We start from the raw sequence: 21497 nt of genomic DNA, 5'->3' as shown, positions 1-21497 counted from the left end.
GTTGACGCAGTACGACACGGTGGGCGGCGGCCCGGCGGGCCCGGAGGACGACGACTACGGCCCGCCGGACTGGTTCGCCGCGGTCGCGGAGGAACCGGAGCCGGCGGCCGAGAGGCCCGGGCGGCGGTCCTCCCGGCGCGACCGCCGCTCCACCACGCAGTGGGCATCCGGCCCCGAGCCGGAGTTCGACCTGGCTCCGGACCGGGCGGTGCGCGGCGCGGCGCCCGGGCCGGAGCCGGCGGAAGCATCGGTCGAGGCGCTCGGCCTGGTCTCCGCCTCCGAGCTGCCCACCGGCCGTCGACGACGGCGCTCGGCCCTGGAGGCCGAGGAACTCGAAGCGGCGGGGCCCGCTTCGGCACCGGCGGCCGCGGAGAGCGGCCGGGGCGGAGGCGAGGCGGCCGGTCACGGGGGTGCGGCCGCCTCGGCCTCCCGTCGCGGCGCCCGTCGGGGCCGTTCCGCGGCCGGGCCGTCCGGGGAGGAGGGCACCGGCCGTGCCTCCCGGAAGCAGGCCGAGGAGTCGGTCGATCCGGAGACCCGCGCGCGGGACATCTGCCTGCGGCTGCTGACCGGCGCCGCCAAGACCCGCAAGCAGCTCGCCGACGCCCTGCGCAAGCGGGAGATCCCGGACGAGGTCGCCGACGAGGTGCTCACCCGGCTCGAAGAGGTCGGGCTGATCGACGACGCGGCCTTCGCCGCGGCCTGGGTGGAGTCCCGGCACGCCGTCCGGGGCCTGTCCCGGCGGGCGCTGACCCAGGAGCTGCGCACCAAGGGCGTCGCCGCCGACCTGGTCGAGCAGGCCGTCGCCCAGGTCGACCACGACGACGAGACGGACGCGGCCCGGGCGCTGGTGGAGCGCAGGCTGCGCTCCACCCGGGGGCTGGACGCACAGGTGCGCACCCGGCGGCTGGTCGGGATGCTGGCCCGGCGCGGCTACTCCGAGGGACTGGCGTTCCGGGTGGTGCGCAGTGCGCTGGAGGAGGAGCGGAGTGAACTGTCGGGTCGGGAGTAGTGGCAGTTCTGTAGGCGTCCTGGAGTGAACCAGGTCAACCCTTGACCCTTTCATGACCCCCACCTAGCCTCGCCATCAGTTCCCGGGGCGCCTCCGTACGGCGGCCCGCGCGGCGACGGGGGAGTGGGCGGCACATGGGGATCTCGGCGGGCACCGGCCCGGGCGGCTCGCTGGTGGCGGTCGCCGGATCGGCCGCGTTCCTGCTGCTGGTGTTCGCGGTGGCCGCCGGGCTGGTGATCAGGCGGCTCCGGGCGGCCCGGCACAGCGCGCTGGCCGAGGCCGAGCGGGCCCGTCGGCGGGCCGAGGAGCAGAGCGCCGGGCAGCGGGCCGAACTCGCCCGGCGCGAGCAGGACATGGCCGAGGAACTGCGCAGGCTGCGCCGCCGCGAGGACGAACTGGCGGAGCGCTCGACCGAGTTGGAGCGGTCCCGGAGCGAGTCCGAGGCGCTGGTCGCCCGCCGGGTGGCGGCGCTGGAGCGGGCCGCCGGGCTCTCCGCCGAGCAGGCCCGCGCCGAACTCCTGCGGGAGGCCGAGGAGTCGGTCCGGCGGGAGGCCGCGGTCACCGTCCGGGAGATCGAGCGCGAGGCCAAGGAGGAGGGCGAGCGCCGGGCCCGGGACATCGTCGCCGGGGCGATCCAGCGGCTGGCGACGGAGCAGACGATGGAGAGCGCCGTCACCGTCCTGCCGCTGCCGAACGAGGACATCAAGGGCCGGATCATCGGTCGGGAGGGCCGCAACATCCGGGCCTTCGAGGCGGTCACCGGCGTGAACCTGATCGTCGACGACACCCCCGAGTCGGTGCAGCTGTCCTGCTTCGACCCGGTCCGCCGGGAGACCGCCCGGCTCACCCTGGAGCAGCTGGTCGAGGACGGCCGGATCCACCCGACCCGGATCGAGCACCTGCACGAGCGCAGCCGGGAGGAGGTCGGGCAGCGCTGCGTCCGGGCCGGCGAGGACGCCCTGCTGGACGCCCGGGTCGGCGCGATGCACCCCGAACTCGTCCGTACCCTGGGCTCGTTGCGCTACCGGGCGTCGTACGGGCAGAACGTGCTCGGGCACCTGCTGGAGTCCGCGCACCTGGCAGGGATGATGGCCGCCGAGCTCGGGGTGGACCCGGAGCCGGTGCGGCGCGCGGCGCTGCTGCACGACATCGGCAAGGCGCTCACCCATGAGTCGGAGGGCAGCCACGCGGCGGTGGGCGCGGAGCTCGCCCGGCGGTACGGCGAGTCCCCCGAGGTGGTGCACGCGATCGCCGCCCACCACAACGAGGTCGATCCCCGGACGGTGACGGCCGTGCTGACCCAGGCCGCGGACGGCTGCTCGGGCGGTCGGCCGGGCGCCCGCAAGGAGTCGCTGGAGCTGTACGTGCGGCGGCTGGCGCGGCTGGAGGAGATCGCGCGCTCGCACCAGGGCGTGGCCGAGGTGTACGCGATGCAGGCCGGCCGTGAGGTCCGGGTGATGGTCCGCCCGGACGCGGTGGACGACCTGGGCGCGGAGCTGATCGCCCGTGAGGTCGCCCGCCAGTTCTCCACCGAGCTGACCTACCCGGGCCGGATCCGGGTGACGGTGGTCCGCGAGAGCCGGGCCACGGCGGTGGCCGGCTAGGAGGGCCCGCCAGGAGACCTGCCAGACCTGCCAGGACCTGCAAGGGGACTTGCCTGGGCCGTCCCGCCGGGACCCGTCAGGACACGCCCTGGCTCGGGGAGTCCACCTCGCGGGGCTCGGGCTGCTCGGCCGGGTCGGGGGCCGGGGTGAGCGTGGCCGGGCCGCCGCGGGCGCGGTCGGCGAGGGCGAGGAGGTCCTCGGCGACGGCGCCCTGGGTGACGCCGACGAGGTGGCCGTCCGGGCGGATCAGCAGGACGGTGTGCGGGCCGGCGCCCGGGTAGTCCTCGGTGACCAGCACCTCGGCGGGGACGGGCAGCGCGGCGGCGACCTCGGCGAGGCGGGGCATCAGGCCGGCGCCGAGCCAGTGCTCGGAGGACCAGACGGCGGTGCCGGGGGCGACCAGCAGCAGCAGGAAGGTGGTGCCGAGCCGGGCGTGCAGGTGGTCGGGGGTGCCGTCGTCGGCGAGCACCGGCAGGTCCGGGACGAGCACCCCGGGGGCGGTGGCGGGCAGCAGCTCGCTGAGCGAGGTGGTGCCGCGCGCGCCGCGCTGCACCGGGACCCGGCCGGGGACGCCGGAGGGCGCCGCCGGGTAGGCGGGCGCGCCGCCGAACCGGCCGGTGCCGAGCTGGCCGTCGGCGAGCAGCGGGGCGTGCTTGCGGAAGCCGCCGACCAGCAGCGAGCGCCGGGTCTGCTGCCAGCCGCGCAGCGGGCGCAGCAGCGGCATGGACTGGTCGACCGCGCGCAGCCGGGCGCCGACCGCCCCGCGCCGCTCGGCCTCGTAGCCGTCCAGCAGCGATCCGCCGGGCTGCGGGCCGCCGGAGTGGAGGTGCCAGGCGAGGGCCAGCCGCCAGGCGAGGTTGTCGGCGTCGCGCAGCCCGTCCGGGAGGTTCTGCATGCCGAGGGCGCCGTGCAGGTGGGCGGCGTCGCCGGCCAGGAAGCAGCGGCCGATCCGGAAGCGGGCGGCGAGCCGCTGCTGGGCGGTGTGGTCGGCGGCGGCCAGCAGTTCGAAGCGGGGCAGCTCGCCGCACCAGCCGGTGAGGGTGGAGGTGACCCGGGTGAGCAGGGTGTCGCCGGTGACGATGCCGGGCCAGGTGGCGTGCGGGTCGACCGTCTCGGTGGCGGCGGGCCGGCCGGGGGGCAGTCGCCAGTCGAGCCGCCAGACGCCGTCCGGCAGCGGACGGGCGGAGGCCTCGCGGTCGCCCCGCCACGGGGGCTCGCGGTGCAGGCGGGCGCCGTCGAAGGGCAGGTCGACCCGGACGGTGGCGATGGCGTTGCGGTCGACCGCCGGGCGGCCGGGGAAACGGATCTTCAGGAGCTTGCGGACGGTGGATCTGGCGCCGTCGCAGCCGACCAGGTGGCTGCCGCGCCACCAGGTGGTGGAGCCGTCCTGGGTGCCCGTGGTGCGGATGCTGACGCCGTCCCGGTCCTGTTCGAGTTCGACGACCCGGTTGAGCGGGACCAGCTTGATCAGCGGGGTGCCGGTGAGGGCGTCGCGCAGCCCGCGCTGGAGGCGGTGCTGGGGCAGGTGGTAGGTGGGCGAATCGGTGAGGTCGATCCGCAGCACCTCCTGGCGGCGGCGCCAGACGGCGAAGGAGTCCCACAGCGCGGAGTCCGAGGCGGCCCGCGGGTAGCCGATCCGGGTCAGGAAGGCGGCGGTGTCGGCGCCGAGCACGAGGCTGCGCGGGCCCTCGGGACAGAGCCCGGAGCCCTCGTCCAGGACGACGGTGGGTACCTCGTGCCGGGCCAGGGCGAGGGCCAGGGCCAGACCGACCGGTCCGGCCCCGACCACGATCACCGGGTCCATGAGGGAACCTCCGGGCGCGAACCGGCCGATCGGCCGGCGTCAGTTACCGCTGCCGCATATGCCGCGTGGATGCTCCCGGGAGGTGTCACGAAGAGCAATGCAACAGTTCACCTGCGTGTCCGTCAAGCAGAAGCTGAAGTGCGCCGGTTCGCGCCGCGACGGCCACGTGCTTCGATCCAGCGTGCGAGCGCGGTCAACAGAAGGCACATCACGATGTAGATCGGGCCGATCACGAGCACCACGGGGATGTAGGGGAAGCCCGCGGCGTTGATCGGCTGGCTGGCGATCTTCTTGCCCATGAACAACAGTTCGCTGTAGGTGATGACGAAGCCGAGCGAGGTGTCCTTGAGGGTGACGACCAGCTGGCCGATCATCGAGGGCAGCATCGAGCGGACGGCCTGCGGCACCAGGATCGACATCATCACCTGGGTCTTGCGCATGCCGAGCCCGTACGCCGCCTCGCCCTGGCCGCGCGGGACGGCGTTGACGCCGCTGCGGATGATCTCGGCCTGGACCGCCCCGTTGTAGAGGCTGAGGCCGAGCACCAGCGCCCACATCGGCTGCTGGGCGAAGAAGGCGTAGTAGAGCCCGACGATCAGGATCAGCAGCGGCATCGCCCGGAAGAACTGGGTGAAGGCCGTGCAGAACCAGCGGACCGGCCGGTGGTCGGAGAGCTGACCGGCCGCCAGCAGCGCGCCCAGAGTGAGCGAGAAGGCTGCCGCGAGCCCGAAGGCCTCCAGGGTGGACAGCAGGCCGTCCACGATCTGCTGCTGGACGAAGGTGTACTGGAAGGCGTCCCAGAGGCCGGCGTCGAACTGGCCGTTGTCGTTCAGCGCGCTGAAGACGTACCAGAGGAGACCGGCGATGCCGAGCACCGAGAGGACGCCGAACACGCGGTACCGGGTACGGGCCTTCGGGCCGGGGGTGTCGTAGAGGACACTCGCCGACGCCTGACGGTTCAGAACGCTCATGCGCCCACCTCGCTGCGCTCGGCAGGGGCCTTCGCCCACGCGCACCACTTGATCGTTCGCTCGCTGCGCTCACTCATCGGGCCACCGCCAGTCGGGATTCCAGGAAGCGGAAGAACGTGGCGACCGTGGCGCTGATCAGCAGGTAGGCGCAGGCCACCCAGAAGAAGATGGCGAAGATCGAGTAGCCGCGCTCGGAGAAGGTCTGCTGGGCGCTGTACAGCTCGGGGACGCTGAACGCGCCGGCGATCGCCGAGTTCCTGGGCAGGGCGATGAACACGCTGCTCATCGGGCCCAGGACGGTCCGGGCGGCCTGCGGCAGGACGACCAGGGTGAGGGTCTGGCCGAAGGTCATGCCCAGGCTGCGGGCGGCCTCCGCCTGGCCCAGCGGCACGGTGTTGATGCCGGAGCGGATGACCTCGCAGACGAACGAGGCGGTGTACCCGCCGAGCGCCAGCACCGCGAACGCCAGGTGGCTGAAGTGCACGCCCAGCGGCGGCAGGCCGAAGGTGACGGCGAAGAACAGCAGCGTCAGCGGGGTGTTGCGGAAGAGCGTCACCCAGGCGGTGCCGAAGGCGCGCAGGACCGGCACCGGGGAGACCCGGAAGGCCGCCAGCAGGGTGCCCAGCAGCAGGGCGAGAAGAGCGCTGAGCGCGCTCACCTCGATCGTCTGTAGGAAGCCGTCGCGGAACAACGCGAAGTTGTCGTCCTCGAACAGGAACCCCATCCGGCGGCCCTCCTCTCAGTTCATGGTCGGGAGTCGACGTACGGCGGGCGGATCAGTAGCGCTCGAGGGCCGGGACGTCCGGCGCCGGGGAGCCGGAGGCGCCCAGGGTCGCGTCGTAGGCCTTCTTCCAGTCGCCGTTGTCCTCGTGGGCCTTGAGGGCGTCGCTGATCGCGTCGCGCAGCGCCTTGTCGTCCTTGTTGAGGCCGACGCCGTAGTTCTCCTTGGTGAACGGCTTGCCGACCACCTTGAGCTTGGGGCTGTACTTGGAGGCGTAGCCCTTGAGGATCGCGTCGTCGGTGGTGACCGCGTCGACCTCGCCGGACAGCAGCTTCTCGACGCAGGCCGAGTAGGTGTCGAACTGGGTGACCTTCGGGTTGTACTGCTGGATGTTCTTGATCGAGGTCGAGCCGGTGGCGGTGCAGACGTTCTTGCCGCCGGTGCTCTCCGGGCCGGTGATCGTGGTGTTGTCGGCCTTCACCAGCAGGTCCTGGCCGGCGATGTAGTACGGGCCGGCGAAGGAGACGCTCTTCTTGCGCTCGTCGTTGATGCTGTAGGTGCCGACGTAGAAGTCGATCTGGCCCTTGGCGATGGCCGGCTCGCGCTGCGAGGAGACCAGGGTCTGCCACTTGATCTGCTGCGGGGTGAAGCCGAGGTCGGCGGCGATCATCTTGGCGATCTCGATGTCGAAGCCGCTGCGGTCGCCGCTGGCGACGTCCTCCCAGCCGAGGTTCGGCTGGTCGGCCTTGGCGCCGATGATCAGCTGGCCGCGCTTCTTGGCCTCGGCGAGGACCGCGGAGTCCACCTTGACGTCGGTCTTGACCGTGTAGCTCGGCAGCTTCGGGGCGCCGGCGCCGCTGCTCGCGGCGGTGGCGCCGGGGGTGCCGTCCTTGCCGCAGGCGGCGGTGGCGGTGAGCGCGACGGCACAGAGCGCGACGGCGAGGGTGCGGGACGTCCTCATGAGGGTTCTCCTGGGGCTGGGCCGCGGTGTCAACCGGGCTCTGGCGTCTGGAAGGCGTGCACGGGCGGGGCGGGCCGGCACTGCGGCCGGGGGCGGTCCCGCCGGTCTCGAAGCGTCAGTGGTGGAGGATCTTCGAGAGGAAGTCCTTGGCGCGCTCGGAGCGCGGCGCGGTGAAGAACGCGTCCGGGGTGTTCTGCTCGACGATCTTCCCGTCGGCCATGAACAGGACCCGGTTGGCGGCGGAGCGGGCGAAGCCCATCTCGTGGGTGACCACGACCATCGTCATGCCGTCCGCGGCGAGCTGGCGCATGACCTCCAGCACCTCGTTGACCATCTCCGGGTCCAGCGCCGAGGTGGGCTCGTCGAAGAGCATCACCTTGGGCTTCATCGCCAGCGCGCGGGCGATCGCCACGCGCTGCTGCTGGCCGCCGGAGAGCTGGGCCGGGAACTTGTCCGCCTGCGCGCCGACGCCGACCCGCTCCAGCAGCTCCCGGGCGGTCTTCTCGGCCTGCGGGCGGGGCACCTTGCGCACCTTCACCTGGCCGATGACCACGTTCTCCAGCACGGTCTTGTGCGCGAACAGGTTGAAGCTCTGGAACACCATGCCGACCTCGGCGCGCAGCCGGGCCAGTTCCTTGCCCTCGTCGGGCAGCGGCCGGCCGTCGATCGTGATCGCGCCGGAGTCGATCGTCTCCAGCCGGTTGATCGTCCGGCAGAGCGTCGACTTGCCCGAGCCGGACGGGCCGATCAGCACGACCACCTCGCCCTGGGCGATCCGGAGGTCGATGTCCTGCAGGACGTGCAGCGCGCCGTAGTGCTTGTTGACGTTGCTCAGCACGACCAGTGGGGCGGCTGCGGGGGTGGAGTCCTCGACCGGGCTCTCGGTCATCGCGCCTGCTCCCTCTGTCGTCGAATCACGCCTGTCCGAGAAGTCTCAACTCCCTTGACAGGCAATGGTGGTACGGATCCGGGGGCCGAGGCCGGCGGAGCCGCGGCCCCCGGTGGGCCGACCTTAGGAGCCATGACCGCGCGCCGTCAGCCGATCTGAGCGGAACTTGAGGATCACGAAACGGCCACACGGCGCTCGCACGCTGTTCGCGCGGGCGCCGACGGGGCATGTCACAGCGGGAATCCGCTCCGGTGCTCCCCGTTCCCCCCGGGCCCGGTGCGCGGTCGAACCTGGCGCCGGGCCGTTCGCTGGCCCATACTGCGCAGGACCGGGACCTGAACGATCGGCCCGGTGATCATCGGTGATCACGTGGGGGAAGGAGGAGGACAGGATGCGACTGCTGCTCGTCGAGGACGACGAACGCGTGGCCGCCGCGCTGGTCGCGGTGCTGGGCCGGCACGGCTTCCAGGTCCGGCACGCCCGCAGCGGGCACGAGGCGCTGGACGCCCTGGTGCCGGACGGCAACGAGCCGTACCGCGTGGTGCTGCTCGACCTCGGACTGCCCGACCGCGACGGCTTCGAGGTGTGCAGCCGGATCAGGGCCGGCAGCGGCGTGCCGGTGATCATGGTCACCGCCCGCGCCGACGTCCGCTCCCGGATCCACGGCCTCAACCTGGGCGCCGACGACTACGTCACCAAGCCGTACGACATGGGCGAGCTGCTCGCCCGCATCCACGCCGTGGCCCGCCGCGGCGCCGCCCCCGCCGCGGTGGCGGTGTCCGCGCCCGACACCGTGCCGCAGCAGCGCGGCCCGCTGGAGTCCCGAGGCATCCGGATCGACCGGGAGCGCCGCCGGGTCAGCGTGGACGGCCGCGACGTGCCGCTCACCCGCAAGGAGTTCGACCTGCTCGCACTGCTCGCGCAGAGCCCCGGCGTCGTCTACCGGCGCGAGCAGATCTTCAGCGAGGTCTGGCGCAGCGGCTGGGAGGGCAACGGGCGCACCCTGGAGGTGCACATCGGCTCGCTGCGCAACAAGCTGGCGCTGCCCGGCCTGGTCGAGGCCGTGCGCGGGGTCGGCTACCGGCTGATCCCCGACTGCCCCACGCCCGCCGCGGCCGAACCGGCCCCGAGCGCCCCCGCGGAGCACTGACCGCACGTGCGCACCCGCCTGCTCGGCATCCTGATCGCCCTCATGCTCTGCGTCCTGGCCGCCCTGGGGCTGCCGCTCGCGGCGGCGGTCGCGGCGGCCGAACAGACCAAGGTGGTCGTCGACCGGCTCGACGACGCCGCCCGCCTCGCCCAGGACCTGCCCACCTCCGGCGCCGCCGACTCCGCCCGCAAGGGCGACCCGGAACCCGCCCCGGGCGACGGCAGCCGGCAGCGCGCGATCGAGGCCGAGGTCCGCCGCTACCACGACCTGTACGGCGTGCGCCTGGGCATCTTCCAGCGCGACGGCATTCCGCTCGCCGTCGCCCCGGACGACTGGCGGGTGCCCTCCGGGGGCTGGGGCGCCCAGGCCTTCCAGGAGGCGCTGGACGGGCGGCGCAGCCACAACCCGCCGCAGGTCTGGCCGTGGACGCCGGACCGGACGATCACCGTCGCCGCCCCCGTGGTGCGCGACGGCGACGTGGTCGCGGTGGTGCTCAGCGAATCCCCGGCCGAGGCGCTGCGCACCCGGGTGGTGCACAAGTGGCTGGTGATCGGCACGGGCGAGGCCGCCGCGATGATCGTCGCCGTGCTGCTCGCCGTCCGGCTCACCGAGTGGGTGCTGCGCCCGGTGCGCACCCTGGACCGGGCCACCCACGACATCGCCACCGGCCGGATGGCCGCCCGGGTCGCCCCGGGCGGCGGACCGCCCGAACTCCAGCGGCTGGCCCGCTCGTTCAACGAGATGGCGGACCACGTGGTGCTCGCCATGGACCAGCAGAAGGCCTTCGTCGCGGACGCCTCCCACCAGCTGCGCAACCCGCTGTCGGCGCTGCTGCTGCGGGTCGAGCTGCTCGGCCTGGAACTGCCCGAGGGCCACGAGGAGGAGCTCAGCGGCGTACGGGAGGAAGGCGCCCGGCTGGCCAGGGTGCTGGACGACCTGCTCGGCCTGGCCACCGCCGAGCACGCCCGCCCCGAACCGGAGCGCACCGACCTCGCCGAGCTCACCCTGTCCCGGGTGGACGCCTGGCGGCCGGTGGCCGAGCAGCGCGGGATCGGGCTGCGCTGGGACGGCCCGGCGCTGGCGATCGGGATGGCCGACCCGATCGGCTTCGGCTCGGCCCTGGACGCCGTGGTGGACAACGCGCTCAAGTTCAGCCCGGCCGGCAGCGAGGTGCGGCTGCGGGTGGCGGTGCGGCGGGACGAGGTCGCGGTGACCGTCACCGACGCCGGGCCCGGTCTCACCGAGGACGAGCTGTCCCGGGCCGGGGACCGGTTCTGGCGCAGCACGCGGCACCAGAACGTGGACGGTTCGGGGCTCGGGCTGTCCATCGCCCGCACCCTGCTGGCGGCCGGCGGCGGCACGCTCGGCTTCGCGCCGGTCAGGCCGACCGGGCTCGCGGTGACGCTGGCGGTGCCCCGGCCGGAGAAGTAGCCGGGGCAGGCCCTGCGCCTTACGGCTTCACCGGGCGGCGGCCGCGCCCCGCGGCGTCAGCGGTCGGTGGTCGCGCCCTACGGCTTCACCGAGCGGTAGTAGCGGGCCGCGCCGGTGTGCAGCGGGAGCGGGTCGGTGTAGACGGCGGTGCGCAGGTCGACCAGCTGGGCCGCGTGCACCTGGGCGCCGATCTGGTCCCGGCTGTCGATCACCGCGCGGGTCATGCCCTCGACCAGGCGCGGGTCCGCGTCGTCCAGGGTGATGAGCAGGTTCGGCACGGCCACCGTGGCGACGGCGTCCTTGGGCTCGGCGTTCGGGTACGTCCCCTTGGGCATGGTGGCCGCCCGGTAGGCGTCGGTGCCGCCGCCCTCGGCCTTGTGCAGGGCCTCGGCGAGGTCGCTCAGCGGCACGACACGGATCGGGAAGTGGTCGGAGAGGTCGGTGAGCGCGCTGGTGGGCAGGCCGCCGGACCAGAAGAAGGCGTCCAGCCGGCCCGCGCGCAGGTCGTCGGCGGCCTCGCCGATCCCCTTCGGCACCGGGACGATGTCGTGGTCCGGGTCCAGGCCGGCCGCGCCCAGCAGCCGCTTGGTCACCAGGTTCACCCCGGACTGCGGCAGGCCGACGCCGACCCGCAGGCCCTTGAGGTCGGCGGTGCGGCGCACCGGGGAGGAGGCCGGGACGATCAGCTGCAGGTAGTCGTCGTACAGCCGGGCGATGGCCCGCAGCTTCTCCTTGCCCTGGCCCTGGTAGTCGGCGACCGCGTCGGCGGTGGCTATCGCGAAGGCGTCCCGGCCTCTGATCACCCGGGTGAGGTTGTCGATCGAGCCCTCGGAGTTGTCCAGGGCCAGCCGCACCCCGGGCATGGTCCGGGAGACGTGGGCCTGGAGCAGCTGCCCGTACCGGTCGTAGACGCCGCGCTGCACCCCGGTGGCGAAGCGGACCTCGCCGCGCGGGTACCCGGGCGAGCGGCCCGCCGACAGCCACCAGCCGCCGAACCCGGCCACCAGCAGTACCACCACCAGCACCGTGCGCCACAGCGGGCTCCGGGCCGCGGTGCGGACGGCGGCGCCGAGACGGGACGCAGTGGTGGGGGTCATGCAGGGATACTGCCAGGCGCTCAGGCCGAACGGGAGTGGAACGGGTGGTGGAAGCTCAGGGAAAAGCCCTTCGCCGCTGCCCGTACCCTGGTCTGGTGAGCGGTGAGAGCGGATTGAAGAGCTACAAGGTCGTCACGCACGGCTGTCAGATGAACGTCCACGACTCCGAGCGGCTGTCCGGCCTGCTGGAGGACGCGGGGTACGTCAAGGCCGGGCCCGAGGGCGACCCGGACCTGGTGGTGTTCAACACCTGCGCGGTGCGCGAGAACGCCGACAACAAGCTGTACGGCAACCTCGGCCAGCTCGCGCCGGTCAAGACCCGTCACAAGGGCATGCAGATCGCCGTCGGCGGCTGCCTGGCCCAGAAGGACCGCGAGAGCATCGTCAAGCGCGCCCCGTGGGTCGACGTGGTCTTCGGCACCCACAACATCGGCCACCTGCCGGCGCTGCTGGAGCGGGCCGCGGTCGAGCGCAGGGCCCAGGTCGAGATCCTGGAGTCGCTGGAGACCTTCCCCTCCACCCTGCCGACCCGCCGCGAGTCCGCGTACGCCGCCTGGGTCGCCATCTCGGTCGGCTGCAACAACACCTGCACCTTCTGCATCGTCCCCGCGCTGCGCGGCAAGGAGGAGGACCGCCGCCCCGGCGACGTCCTCGCCGAGATCGAGGCGCTGGTGGACGAGGGCGTCATCGAGGTGACCCTGCTCGGCCAGAACGTCAACGCCTACGGCTCCGACCTGGGCGACCGCGAGGCCTTCTCCAAGCTGCTGCGCGCCGCCGGGCAGATCGAGGGCCTGGAGCGGATCCGCTTCACCTCGCCGCACCCCCGCGACTTCACCGACGACGTGATCGCCGCGATGGCCGAGACCCCGAGCGTGATGCACCAGCTGCACATGCCGCTGCAGTCCGGCTCGGACCGCGTCCTCAAGGCGATGCGCCGCTCCTACCGGCAGGACCGTTTCCTCGGGATCATCCGCAAGGTCCGCGAGGCGATGCCGGACGCGGCCATCTCCACCGACATCATCGTGGGCTTCCCCGGTGAGACCGAGGAGGACTTCGAGGAGACGATGCACACCGTCCGCGAGGCCCGCTTCACCAACGCCTTCACCTTCCAGTACTCCAAGCGCCCCGGCACCCCCGCCGCGGACATGGCGGACCAGGTGCCGAAGGAGGTCGTCCAGGCCCGCTACGACCGGCTGATCGCCCTCCAGGAGGAGATCTCCTGGGAGGAGAACAAGAAGCAGGTCGGCCGCACCCTGGACGTCCTGGTCGCCGAGGGCGAGGGCAAGAAGGACGATCAGACCCGGCGGCTCTCCGGCCGCGCCCCCGACAACCGGCTGGTGCACTTCAACCCGAGGCTCCGAGGGGTGGACGACGAGCACAGCACGAAGCCGGACGAGCCGGTGCGCCCCGGCGACGTGGTGACCGTCGAGATCACCTACGCCGCCCCGCACCACCTGCTCGCCGAGGGCCCGGCGCTCGCGGTGCGCCGCACCCGCGCCGGCGACGCCTGGGAGAAGCGCCGGGCCGCGCCCGCCGCCAAGCCGGCCGGAGTGATGCTCGGCCTGCCGAAGATCGGCGCCCCGGCCGAGCTGCCGCTGGCCGCGCCGGCGGGCGGGGCCTGCTGCGGCGACTGACCCGCGGGTGTTCCGGGCGGCCCGGCGGGAGCTTCGGCTCCGGCCGGGCCGCCCGGCTTCTTGGCTAGAGTGATCCACATGCTGGTAGCCGCCGCCGTGTGCCCCTGTCCGCCGCTGCTCGTCCCCGAGGTCGCCGCCGGGGCCGCGCCCGAGCTGGACGCCCTGCGCACGGCCTGCGACGAGGCGCTGGCGGCGCTGGTCGCGGCCGGGCCGCAGCTGGTCGTGGTGGTCGGCACCGGGTCGACGGCCGAGGTCTGGACCGAGGGCGGAGCCGGCTCCTTCCGCCGCTACGGGGTGCCGCTGGTCGCCAAGCTGCCCGGCGACCGGGTCGAGGGGCCGGAGCTGGCCCCCTCGCTGACCGTCGGCGCCTGGCTGCTGGAGCGCGCCGGGGTGACCCTGCCGACGCACGCCTGCGCGGTGCCCGCCGACGCCCCCGCCGACCGGATGCTCGGCCTCGGCCAGGGCCTGGCCGGCCTGGCCGAGCGGGTCGGCCTGCTGGTGCTCGGCGACGGCAGCGCCTGCCGCTCGGTGAAGGCGCCCGGGTACCTGGACGAGCGGGCCGAGGGCTTCGACGCCGCCCTGGCCGCCGCCCTGGGCTCGGCCGACCTGCCCGCCCTGGCCGCGCTGGACCCGCTTCTGGCCGCCGAGCTCAAGGCCGACGGCCGGGCGCCCTGGCAGGTGCTGGCCGGCGCCGCGGAGGGCGCCGGCCTCACCGGGCGGCTGGGCCACCAGGAGGCGCCGTACGGGGTCGGGTACTTCGTGGCGTCCTGGTCCTAGCCGGTCGGGGCCGCCGGACCGGGGCTCCCGGCCGTCGGGGCTCCCGGTCGGGACCGCCGGACCGGCCGGGACCGGGACCGCGGGGTCAGGACCGCGGGGGCTGCCCCTCGTCGCCCGGCTTCGGCTTCTGGGCGAAGTCGCCGACCGCGTCCTTGGCCTTCTCGGCGCCGTGCTCGATCTTGTCGCTGTACTTGCCCTTGGTCGCCTTGTCGATGGCCCCGCCGGCCTTGTCCACGGCCTTCTCGATCTGGTCGCTGTGCTTGCCCGCGAACTCGCCGGCCTTGCCCTTGAGCTCCTCGGCCTTGCCCTTGAGGTTGTCCATCAGGCCCATGACGATCTCCTTCATCCGCTGTTCCCCGCACAACGAGCGGGCCGGGCAAAGCGTTCGCAAAGCGGGCCCAACCGGGGAAACGGCCGGAAAATGTCCGGGAAACAGTCATATCGTCGCGCAGTGGCGGGCGGGCGGCAGCCCGGTCCCCGGTGGCCCGGCGGTTTTGGGAGACTGGAACGGTGAGCAGCTCCCGTACCCCGCATGTCGCCCCTCCCCGTGTGGTCTGCGTCGTCGGCGCGACCGCCGCCGGCAAGTCCGACCTGGCCGTCGCCATCGCCCGCAGCCTCGACGGCGAGGTGATCAACACCGACTCGATGCAGCTGTACCGGGGCATGGACATCGGCACCGCCAAGCTCACCACGGCCGAGCGCGGGGGAGTGCCGCACCACCTGCTGGACGTCTGGGACGTCACCGAGGCCGCCAGCGTCGCCGAGTACCAGCGGCTGGCCCGGGCCGAGATCGACCGGCTGCTCGCCGCCGGCCGCACGCCCGTCCTGGTCGGCGGCTCCGGGCTGTACGTCCGGGCGGCGATCGACGAGATGGAGTTCCCGGGCACCGACCCGGAGGTGCGGGCCCGGCTGGAGGCCGAGCTGGAGCTGGTCGGCCCGTACGCGCTGCACGGGCGGCTGGCCGAGCTGGACCCGGCGGCCGCCGAGGCGATCCTCGTCAGCAACGGCCGGCGGATCGTCCGCGCCCTGGAGGTCATCGAGATCACCGGGCAGCCGTTCACCGCCAACCTGCCGAGCAACACCGCCGTGTACGAGGCGGTGCAGATCGGCGTCGCCGTGCCGCGCCCGGAGCTGGACGAGCGGATCGCGCTGCGGGTCGACCGGATGTGGGAGGACGGACTGCTGGACGAGGTGCGGGAACTGGAGAGGGCCGGGCTGCGCGCGGGCAGGACCGCCTCCCGGGCGCTCGGCTACCAGCAGGTGCTCGACCACTTCGCCGGGGAGTGCACCGAGGACGAGGCCCGGGCCGAGACCGTCCGGGCGACCAAGCGCTTCGCCCGGCGTCAGGAGTCCTGGTTCCGCCGCGACGACCGCATCGAATGGCTCTCCCGGCCGGCCGGAACCGACCCCGTCGAGCTGCTGGAACGATCCCTCGAACTGATCGGCCGTCAGGCGGTTCCGGCCGTACAGGACGGGTTTTTGGCCAATCCGGCGGTGCACCTGCGCGCGCAGGCGACCGTGCAGGACGAACCGGCGGTCACGGCCCGATCACGTGATGGCCACGGATCACCCGTCGACCCCGGTCAGGCCCGGAACGCCTCTCTGGACATGCCATCATCGATGCCGTAGGGGTCGGCCGGACGGGCCGACCGTGCCCGGCCGCGAGTCCGCTCGTGTCGAACTGTCAGGGGAGGCCGTGTGTCGACGGGTACCGGCCCCGAATCCGGCCAGGGCGGAAGTGTCACCGCGCCGGCCGAGGAGTTCGACGAGTCGACGATGGGTGACCTCCCCGTGCTGACCGGACTGGAGGCGCCGACCTCCTACGCGGCCGCGGTGCCCGCCCTGGACACCCGCACGCCGCCCGACGCCGCGGTGCACGAACGGGAGATCCGTCCGCTGCGCCGGCTGCGCTGGTGGCAGACGCTGCCGATCGCCCTGCTGGGCACCCTCGGCTCGCTGATGTTCGCCTTCCCGCTCGCCTTCGGCTCGGCCGGGGCGCGCGCCACCATGGTCGGGATGCTCGGGCTGCTGTTCACCGCCGCCTCGATGGGCTGGGGCGCGATGGCCGCCCGGCACGCCGGCTACAAGTGGCCGGGGCTGCCGAGGCGGGGCTCCGGGCAGCGGGCCGGCTGGAAGGCGATCGTGGTCTACACCCTGATCGCGCTCGCCGCCTGCGCGCTCGCGGTCTGGCGGGTCGCCTACCTGCGCTGAGCGCCGTCCGCCCGGAGCACCTCCGCCCCGGGCGCCTCCCGCTCCGGGTGCCTCCCACCCCGGGAGCCTCCCGCCCCGAGCGGGCGGGTCGCCGCTCAGTACCATCGGAGGGGTGAGCGCATCCTCTCCCCAGCAGGGCGGCATCCCCTTCTTCAAGGGGCACGGCACCCAGAACGACTTCGTCATCGTCCCGGACCCGGACGGCGCGCTGGAGATCGGTCCCGAGACCGTCGCCGCGCTGTGCGACCGGCGGGCCGGCCTCGGCGGGGACGGGCTGCTGCGCGTGGTGCGCGCCGCCGCCGACCCGGCGGCCGCGGCGATGGCCGACCGGGCCGAGTGGTTCATGGACTACCGCAACTCGGACGGCAGCGTCGCCGAGATGTGCGGCAACGGCCTGCGGGTCTTCGCCCGCTTCCTGGTGGAGGCCGGCCTGGCCGAGCCGGGCGAGCAGGCCGTCGCCACCCGCTCCGGGGTGCTCACCGCGAAGGTCGCCGAGGCCGCCGAGGACGGCACGCCCGGCGACGTCACCATCGACATGGGCCGGGCCCGGCTGCCCGGGCCGGACGGCATCGAGGTCGCGGTCGGCGAGCGGCGCTGGCCGGCCCTGAACGTCAACATGGGCAACCCGCACGCGGTGGCCTTCGTGGAGAGCCTGGACCACGCCGGCGACCTGTTCGCCGCGCCGCTCACCAGCCCCGCGAGCGCCTACCCGGAGGGCGTCAACGTCGAGTTCGTGGTGGACCGCGGGCCGCGGCACGTCGCGATGCGGGTGCACGAGCGCGGCTCGGGCGAGACCCGTTCCTGCGGCACCGGCGCCTGCGCGGTGGCGGTGGCGGCCATCCGCCGGGACGGCGCCGACCCGGCGGTCACCGGCGAGTCGGTCGCGTACACCGTGGACGTGCTGGGCGGGCGACTGGTCATCACCGAGCACCCGGACGGCCGGGTGGAGATGACCGGGCCGGCGGTGATCGTGGCCGAGGGGCGGCTGGACGGGCGCTGGTGGGAGTCGGTGCGCTGAGGCCTGCGGCCCGGTTTGCCCAATTCGTGTGGTGACGAATCCCCCCGATCGGGTGATACCGGTCGCGGACGGGAATCAGGGCGTCGCGGAACGTGCTCTGCTCGGTAGCATGGACCACCGGGTCGATCACCCCATGGGGAGGGGTGTCGAGATCACCCCCTCGGACGGGGCGGCGCCCGGCGACCGTTGCCGGAGGTGCCGATGACCATCGAAGCCGGGCAGTCCCTGACGGGACAGCCGACGACCGTACGGCAGGCCGGGGCCAGGCGGCCCCTCGGAGAGCTCGGCCGGGCCGCTCTCGGCCGGGCCGGGCGGGCCGCGTTACTGGCCACCGGCCGGCCGCCGGTGCCGGACGCCCTGGAGCCGCTCGTCCAGGTCCACCGCCGGCACCACCCGCAGGCCGACCTCGGCCTGCTCGCCCGGGCGTACCGGCTCGCCGAGGCCAGCCACCGCGGCCAGAAGCGCAAGAGCGGCGAGCCGTACATCACCCACCCGCTGGCCGTGACCATGATCCTGGCCCAACTCGGCGCCGGGACGACGACCCTGGTCGCCTCGCTGCTCCACGACACGGTCGAGGACACCGAGTTGACGCTGGACCAGGTGGGCGCCGGGTTCGGGCCCGAAGTCGCCTACCTGGTCGACGGGGTGACGAAGCTGGAGAAGGTCGACTTCGGTGCCGCCGCCGAGGCCGAGACCTTCCGCAAGATGCTGGTCGCCACCGGGGACGACGTCCGGGTGATGGTGATCAAACTGGCCGACCGGCTGCACAACATGCGCACCATCCGGCACATGAAGCCGGCCAGCCAGGTGCGGATCGCCAAGGTCACCCGGGACGTGCTGATCCCGCTGGCCGAGCGGCTCGGCATCCAGGTGCTCAAGGCGGAGCTGGAGGACATCGTCTTCGCCACCCTGCACCCCGAGGAACACGCCCGCACCCGCGCCCTGATGACCGGTCACGAGGCCGAGCCGGACGCCCTGCTGGAGCCCTTCGCCCGGCAGCTGGCCCGCCAACTGGCCGAGGCCGGGGTGACCGCCGAGGTGACCGTCCGCCCCCGGCACTGCGTCTCGCTGCACCGGGTGCTGCTCCGCCGGGCCGCCGTGCCCGGGCCGGACGGCCGGCCGCAGGGGCCGCGGCCGGCCGACTTCGGGCGGCTGCTGGTGGTGGTCGAGGAGAACGCCGACTGCTACGCCGTGCTCGGCGAGCTGCACACCTGCTGGACGCCGCTGCCCGGGGAGTTCAAGGACTTCGTGGCCGCGCCCAAGTTCAACCTCTACCAGTCGCTGCACACCGCCGTGGCGCTCAGCGGCGGCGCGGTGGTCGAGGTGCTGGTCCGCACCCGGCGGATGCACGAGGTGGCCGAGACCGGGGTGGTCGCGCTCGGGGACCCGTCCCCGGCCGGCGCCGTGCAGGACGCCGACGAGCTGGACCGCACCGACCCGGCCCGCCCGGGCTGGCTCAGCCGGCTGCTGGAGTGGCAGCAGGAGACGCCCGATCCGGACGCCTTCTGGTCCGCGCTCACCGCCGACCTGGCCGGCGACCGCGAGATCACCGTGGTGACGGAGAGCGGCGAAACGCTTCAGCTGAGGGCCGGCGCCACCTGCGTGGACGCGGCCTACCTGCTCGGCGAGGAGACCGGCCACCGATGTATCGGGGTGCGGGTCAACGGGCGGCTCACCGCCCTGTCCACCGTGCTGGAGGACGGCGACCAGATCGCGGTGCTCACCGAATCCCTCCCGGCCGGCGGCGGCCAGCCCTCCGGCCCCGCCCCCGAGTGGCTGGCGCACGCCCGCACCCCGGGCGCCCGGCTGGCCATCGAGCGCTGGCTGGCCGACCACCCGGCCCGCCAGCCGGTGGTCCGCACCGGCCCGACCGGAGGCCAGCCCGCCCCGCCCGGGCGCCCGACCGCCGAGCGGCGGGCCGCCCCGGTCGCGGTGGCCGGACGGCCCGGGGCGCCGGTCCGGCTGGCGCGCTGCTGCACCCCGGTGCCGCCGGACGAGGTGGCCGGCTACCCGATCCGCGGCGGCGCGGTCGCGGTGCACCGCACCGGCTGCCCGGCGGGGGAGCGGATGCGCGCGGACGGGCGGGCCGAGCTGGAGGTCCGCTGGCGGCCGGAGGACGCCCCGGCGACCGGGCACCGGGTCACCCTGCGGGCCGAGGCGCTGAACCGGCCCCGGCTGCTCGCCGACCTCACCGCCGCGATCTCCGGAGCCGGCGCCGGGGTCGGCATCGTCTCGGCCGAGGTCGAGCCGCCGCAGGAGTCCCGGGTCCGGCACACCTACACCGTCGAACTGCCCGAGCCGGCCGCCCTGCCGCGGCTGATGCGGGCGATGCTCAAGGTCTCCGGGGTGTACGACGTGAGCCGCCCGCAGGCCCCGGACGGCGGCCGGGAGCCGGGGGAGCGGCCGCTCGGCCCGGCGGCCCGCGGGAAATGAGGATGTCCGGCCCGCGGAAATGGGGATGACCGGCCCGCGCCGGGCGTGCGACCATCATGGGGAATTCACGGCCGGTCCACGGTGTTGTCCGGGCACAGGAGCCCGGGCCTCATCCGAGGACCCGAGGGGCAGCTCACCCCCGCCCGGACGGTAACCGGGGCGGCAGCTGGGCAGACTCCGTACGGGACCGCGGCAGCGGTCCCCGAAGGCCACCCGTACCAGCGAGCCAAAGGACAGAATGACCTCCACGTTCGACACCCGCGACCACGCCGACGCTCCGCGCCGCCTCGACGGTCTGCGGGCGGAAGCCCTCATGGACGAGGACCTCGCGGCCATCGACGAGGACCTCGGCCACCACTACGACGGCGACCAGTACGACCGCAGCGAGCGAGCCGCCCTGCGCCGTGTCGCCGGCCTCTCCACCGAACTCGAAGACGTCACCGAGGTCGAGTACCGCCAGCTCCGCCTGGAGCGCGTGGTGCTCGTCGGCGTCTGGACGGACGGCACGCTGGAGGAGGCGGAGAACTCGATGGCCGAGCTCGCCGCGCTCGCCGAGACGGCCGGCTCCCAGGTGCTGGACGGCGTCATCCAGCGCCGCGACAAGCCCGACGCGGCCACCTACATCGGCTCCGGCAAGGCGAAGGAACTGCGCGACATCGTCGCCGCCAGCGGCGCCGACACCGTCGTCTGCGACGGTGAGCTCACCCCCGGCCAGCTGATCCACCTGGAGGACGTGGTCAAGGTCAAGGTCGTCGACCGGACGGCCCTGATCCTGGACATCTTCGCCCAGCACGCCAAGTCCCGGGAGGGCAAGGCGCAGGTCTCGCTCGCGCAGATGCAGTACATGCTGCCGCGCCTGCGCGGCTGGGGCCAGTCGCTGTCCCGGCAGATGGGTGGCGGTGGCTCCGGCACCTCGGGCGGCGGCATGGCCACCCGTGGCCCCGGTGAGACCAAGATCGAGACCGACCGGCGCCGGATCCGCGAGAAGATGGCGAAGCTCCGCAAGGAGATCGCCGACATGAAGAAGGGCCGCGACACCAAGCGCCAGGAGCGCAAGCGCCACCAGGTGCCGTCCGTGGCCATCGCCGGGTACACCAACGCCGGCAAGTCGTCGCTGCTCAACCGGCTCACCGGCGCGGGCGTCCTGGTGGAGAACTCGCTGTTCGCCACCCTGGACCCGACCGTGCGCCGGGCCGAGACCCCGAGCGGGCGGCTCTACACCCTGGCGGACACCGTCGGCTTCGTCCGGCACCTGCCGCACCACCTGGTCGAGGCCTTCCGCTCGACCATGGAGGAGGTCGCCGACGCCGACCTCATCCTGCACGTGGTGGACGGCTCGCACCCCGAGCCGGAGACGCAGCTGGCCGCCGTCCGCGAGGTCATCGTCTCGGTCGACGCGCAGAACGTGCCGGAGATCGTGGTGATCAACAAGGCGGACGCCGCCGATCCGCACGTGCTCCAGCGCCTGCTGCGCCGCGAGCCGCACGCCATCGTGGTGTCGGCCCGCAGCGGCGCGGGGATCGAGGAGCTGCTGCAGCTCATCGACGACGAGCTGCCGCGTCCGGCGGTCGAGGTGCGGGCCCTGGTGCCCTACACCCAGGGCGCGCTGGTCTCCCGGGTGCACGCCGAGGGGGAGCTGCTCTCCACCGAGCACACCGGCGAGGGCACCCTGCTGCACGCCAAGGTGCAGGCCGAGCTGGCCGCCGAGCTGGAGTACTTCGCGGTGGCCCTGCAGGGCTGAGGCCGGAGCCGACGGAGGGCCCCGGGACGGTACGCCGTCCCGGGGC

17 protein-coding genes and 1 pseudogene are annotated in these 21497 nt (G+C 73.9%); 11 read left to right on the top strand and 7 right to left on the bottom strand.

The window, feature by feature from the left end; translation table 11 throughout:
- The first annotated feature begins 1 nt into the window (after window position 1).
- Window positions 2–1009 (top strand): regulatory protein RecX, encoded by a 1008-nt coding sequence (locus ACFVGO_RS27295; protein ID WP_380634573.1) that lies wholly within the window; start codon window positions 2–4, stop codon window positions 1007–1009.
- A gap of 134 nt (window positions 1010–1143) precedes the next feature.
- Window positions 1144–2613: a ribonuclease Y gene (gene rny / locus ACFVGO_RS27290; RefSeq protein WP_359907114.1), complete on the top strand. Its 1470-nt coding sequence runs from the start codon at window positions 1144–1146 to the stop codon at window positions 2611–2613.
- 76 nt (window positions 2614–2689) lie between these two features.
- On the opposite strand, the gene ACFVGO_RS27285 is transcribed toward rny, so the two are convergent.
- The 5 genes from ACFVGO_RS27285 to ACFVGO_RS27265 all read right to left on the bottom strand — a co-directional run bounded on the left by ACFVGO_RS27285 (window position 2690) and on the right by ACFVGO_RS27265 (window position 7959).
- Complete coding sequence (locus ACFVGO_RS27285; RefSeq protein WP_359907111.1) at window positions 2690–4417, bottom strand: FAD-dependent monooxygenase; 1728 nt, start codon at window positions 4415–4417, stop codon at window positions 2690–2692.
- A 122-nt stretch (window positions 4418–4539) separates the two neighbouring features.
- Window positions 4540–5388 carry an amino acid ABC transporter permease gene (locus tag ACFVGO_RS27280; RefSeq protein ID WP_359907108.1) on the bottom strand — a complete coding sequence of 283 codons (849 nt, stop codon included), beginning with the start codon at window positions 5386–5388 and terminating at the stop codon, window positions 4540–4542.
- A gap of 73 nt (window positions 5389–5461) precedes the next feature.
- Entirely contained in the window at window positions 5462–6112 is a 651-nt protein-coding gene (locus ACFVGO_RS27275) for an amino acid ABC transporter permease (protein ID WP_359907105.1), read from the bottom strand.
- Window positions 6113–6164: 52 nt separating this feature from the next.
- Window positions 6165–7070, bottom strand: coding sequence for a glutamate ABC transporter substrate-binding protein (locus ACFVGO_RS27270; protein WP_359907103.1), 906 nt, complete (start codon window positions 7068–7070; stop codon window positions 6165–6167).
- 115 nt (window positions 7071–7185) lie between these two features.
- A complete protein-coding gene (locus ACFVGO_RS27265) occupies window positions 7186–7959 on the bottom strand; it encodes an amino acid ABC transporter ATP-binding protein (RefSeq protein ID WP_359907100.1) in 774 nt (257 codons plus the stop codon).
- Window positions 7960–8350: 391 nt separating this feature from the next.
- Between ACFVGO_RS27265 and ACFVGO_RS27260 the strand changes: the two genes are divergently transcribed.
- Entirely contained in the window at window positions 8351–9109 is a 759-nt protein-coding gene (locus ACFVGO_RS27260) for a response regulator transcription factor (RefSeq protein WP_359907097.1), read from the top strand.
- Window positions 9110–9115: 6 nt separating this feature from the next.
- Window positions 9116–10540 carry a HAMP domain-containing sensor histidine kinase gene (locus tag ACFVGO_RS27255; protein ID WP_359907094.1) on the top strand — a complete coding sequence of 475 codons (1425 nt, stop codon included), beginning with the start codon at window positions 9116–9118 and terminating at the stop codon, window positions 10538–10540.
- 77 nt (window positions 10541–10617) lie between these two features.
- Here the strand turns inward: ACFVGO_RS27255 and ACFVGO_RS27250 are convergent, their stop codons facing one another.
- Window positions 10618–11637 carry a TAXI family TRAP transporter solute-binding subunit gene (locus tag ACFVGO_RS27250; RefSeq protein WP_359907091.1) on the bottom strand — a complete coding sequence of 340 codons (1020 nt, stop codon included), beginning with the start codon at window positions 11635–11637 and terminating at the stop codon, window positions 10618–10620.
- Between the two features lie 95 nt (window positions 11638–11732).
- Here ACFVGO_RS27250 and miaB point away from each other — a divergent pair, with 95 nt between their 5' ends.
- Entirely contained in the window at window positions 11733–13271 is a 1539-nt protein-coding gene (miaB, locus tag ACFVGO_RS27245; protein WP_359907088.1) for a tRNA (N6-isopentenyl adenosine(37)-C2)-methylthiotransferase MiaB, read from the top strand.
- Between the two features lie 78 nt (window positions 13272–13349).
- Window positions 13350–14048 (top strand): class III extradiol dioxygenase subunit B-like domain-containing protein, encoded by a 699-nt coding sequence (locus ACFVGO_RS27240; protein ID WP_380634567.1) that lies wholly within the window; start codon window positions 13350–13352, stop codon window positions 14046–14048.
- 85 nt (window positions 14049–14133) lie between these two features.
- Here the strand turns inward: ACFVGO_RS27240 and ACFVGO_RS27235 are convergent, their stop codons facing one another.
- The gene (locus ACFVGO_RS27235) at window positions 14134–14394 is read right to left on the bottom strand and encodes an antitoxin (protein WP_359907083.1); all 261 of its coding nucleotides are present in this window, start codon (window positions 14392–14394) and stop codon (window positions 14134–14136) included.
- Between the two features lie 164 nt (window positions 14395–14558).
- Here ACFVGO_RS27235 and miaA point away from each other — a divergent pair.
- The 5 genes and pseudogenes from miaA to hflX all read left to right on the top strand — a co-directional run.
- A pseudogene (gene miaA / locus ACFVGO_RS27230) lies at window positions 14559–15497 on the top strand (tRNA (adenosine(37)-N6)-dimethylallyltransferase MiaA); the annotation flags it as partial.
- 249 nt (window positions 15498–15746) lie between these two features.
- Entirely contained in the window at window positions 15747–16259 is a 513-nt protein-coding gene (locus ACFVGO_RS27225; protein ID WP_359907080.1) for a hypothetical protein, read from the top strand.
- Between the two features lie 112 nt (window positions 16260–16371).
- The gene (gene dapF, locus ACFVGO_RS27220; protein ID WP_380634564.1) at window positions 16372–17277 is read left to right on the top strand and encodes a diaminopimelate epimerase; all 906 of its coding nucleotides are present in this window, start codon (window positions 16372–16374) and stop codon (window positions 17275–17277) included.
- 201 nt (window positions 17278–17478) lie between these two features.
- On the top strand, window positions 17479–19710 hold the full coding sequence (locus tag ACFVGO_RS27215; protein WP_380352602.1) for a RelA/SpoT family protein: 2232 nt from the start codon (window positions 17479–17481) through the stop codon (window positions 19708–19710).
- Between the two features lie 238 nt (window positions 19711–19948).
- Window positions 19949–21451, top strand: a complete 1503-nt coding sequence (hflX, locus tag ACFVGO_RS27210; RefSeq protein WP_380634562.1) for a GTPase HflX — start codon at window positions 19949–19951, stop codon at window positions 21449–21451.
- Window positions 21452–21497 lie beyond the last annotated feature (46 nt).

The organism is Kitasatospora sp. NPDC057738 (genome assembly GCF_042798815.1).
Classification (GTDB): domain Bacteria; phylum Actinomycetota; class Actinomycetes; order Streptomycetales; family Streptomycetaceae; genus Kitasatospora; species Kitasatospora lactacystinica.
Note: the sequence above shows the minus strand (reverse complement) of the source record. Positions and strands in the feature narration are given on the sequence as shown.

Bases quoted from the DNA above. Each gene is read 5' to 3' on its own strand.
- rny (WP_359907114.1), top strand. From the start codon at position 1,144: ATGGGGATCTCGGCGGGCACCGGCCCGGGCGGCTCGCTGGTGGCGGTC.
- ACFVGO_RS27285 (WP_359907111.1), bottom strand. From the start codon at position 4,417: ATGGACCCGGTGATCGTGGTCGGGGCCGGACCGGTCGGTCTGGCCCTG.
- ACFVGO_RS27280 (WP_359907108.1), bottom strand. From the start codon at position 5,388: ATGAGCGTTCTGAACCGTCAGGCGTCGGCGAGTGTCCTCTACGACACC.
- ACFVGO_RS27275 (WP_359907105.1), bottom strand. From the start codon at position 6,112: ATGGGGTTCCTGTTCGAGGACGACAACTTCGCGTTGTTCCGCGACGGC.
- ACFVGO_RS27270 (WP_359907103.1), bottom strand. From the start codon at position 7,070: ATGAGGACGTCCCGCACCCTCGCCGTCGCGCTCTGTGCCGTCGCGCTC.
- ACFVGO_RS27265 (WP_359907100.1), bottom strand. From the start codon at position 7,959: ATGACCGAGAGCCCGGTCGAGGACTCCACCCCCGCAGCCGCCCCACTG.
- ACFVGO_RS27260 (WP_359907097.1), top strand. From the start codon at position 8,351: ATGCGACTGCTGCTCGTCGAGGACGACGAACGCGTGGCCGCCGCGCTG.
- ACFVGO_RS27250 (WP_359907091.1), bottom strand. From the start codon at position 11,637: ATGACCCCCACCACTGCGTCCCGTCTCGGCGCCGCCGTCCGCACCGCG.
- ACFVGO_RS27240 (WP_380634567.1), top strand. From the start codon at position 13,350: ATGCTGGTAGCCGCCGCCGTGTGCCCCTGTCCGCCGCTGCTCGTCCCC.
- ACFVGO_RS27235 (WP_359907083.1), bottom strand. From the start codon at position 14,394: ATGAAGGAGATCGTCATGGGCCTGATGGACAACCTCAAGGGCAAGGCC.
- ACFVGO_RS27215 (WP_380352602.1), top strand. From the start codon at position 17,479: ATGACCATCGAAGCCGGGCAGTCCCTGACGGGACAGCCGACGACCGTA.
- hflX (WP_380634562.1), top strand. From the start codon at position 19,949: ATGACCTCCACGTTCGACACCCGCGACCACGCCGACGCTCCGCGCCGC.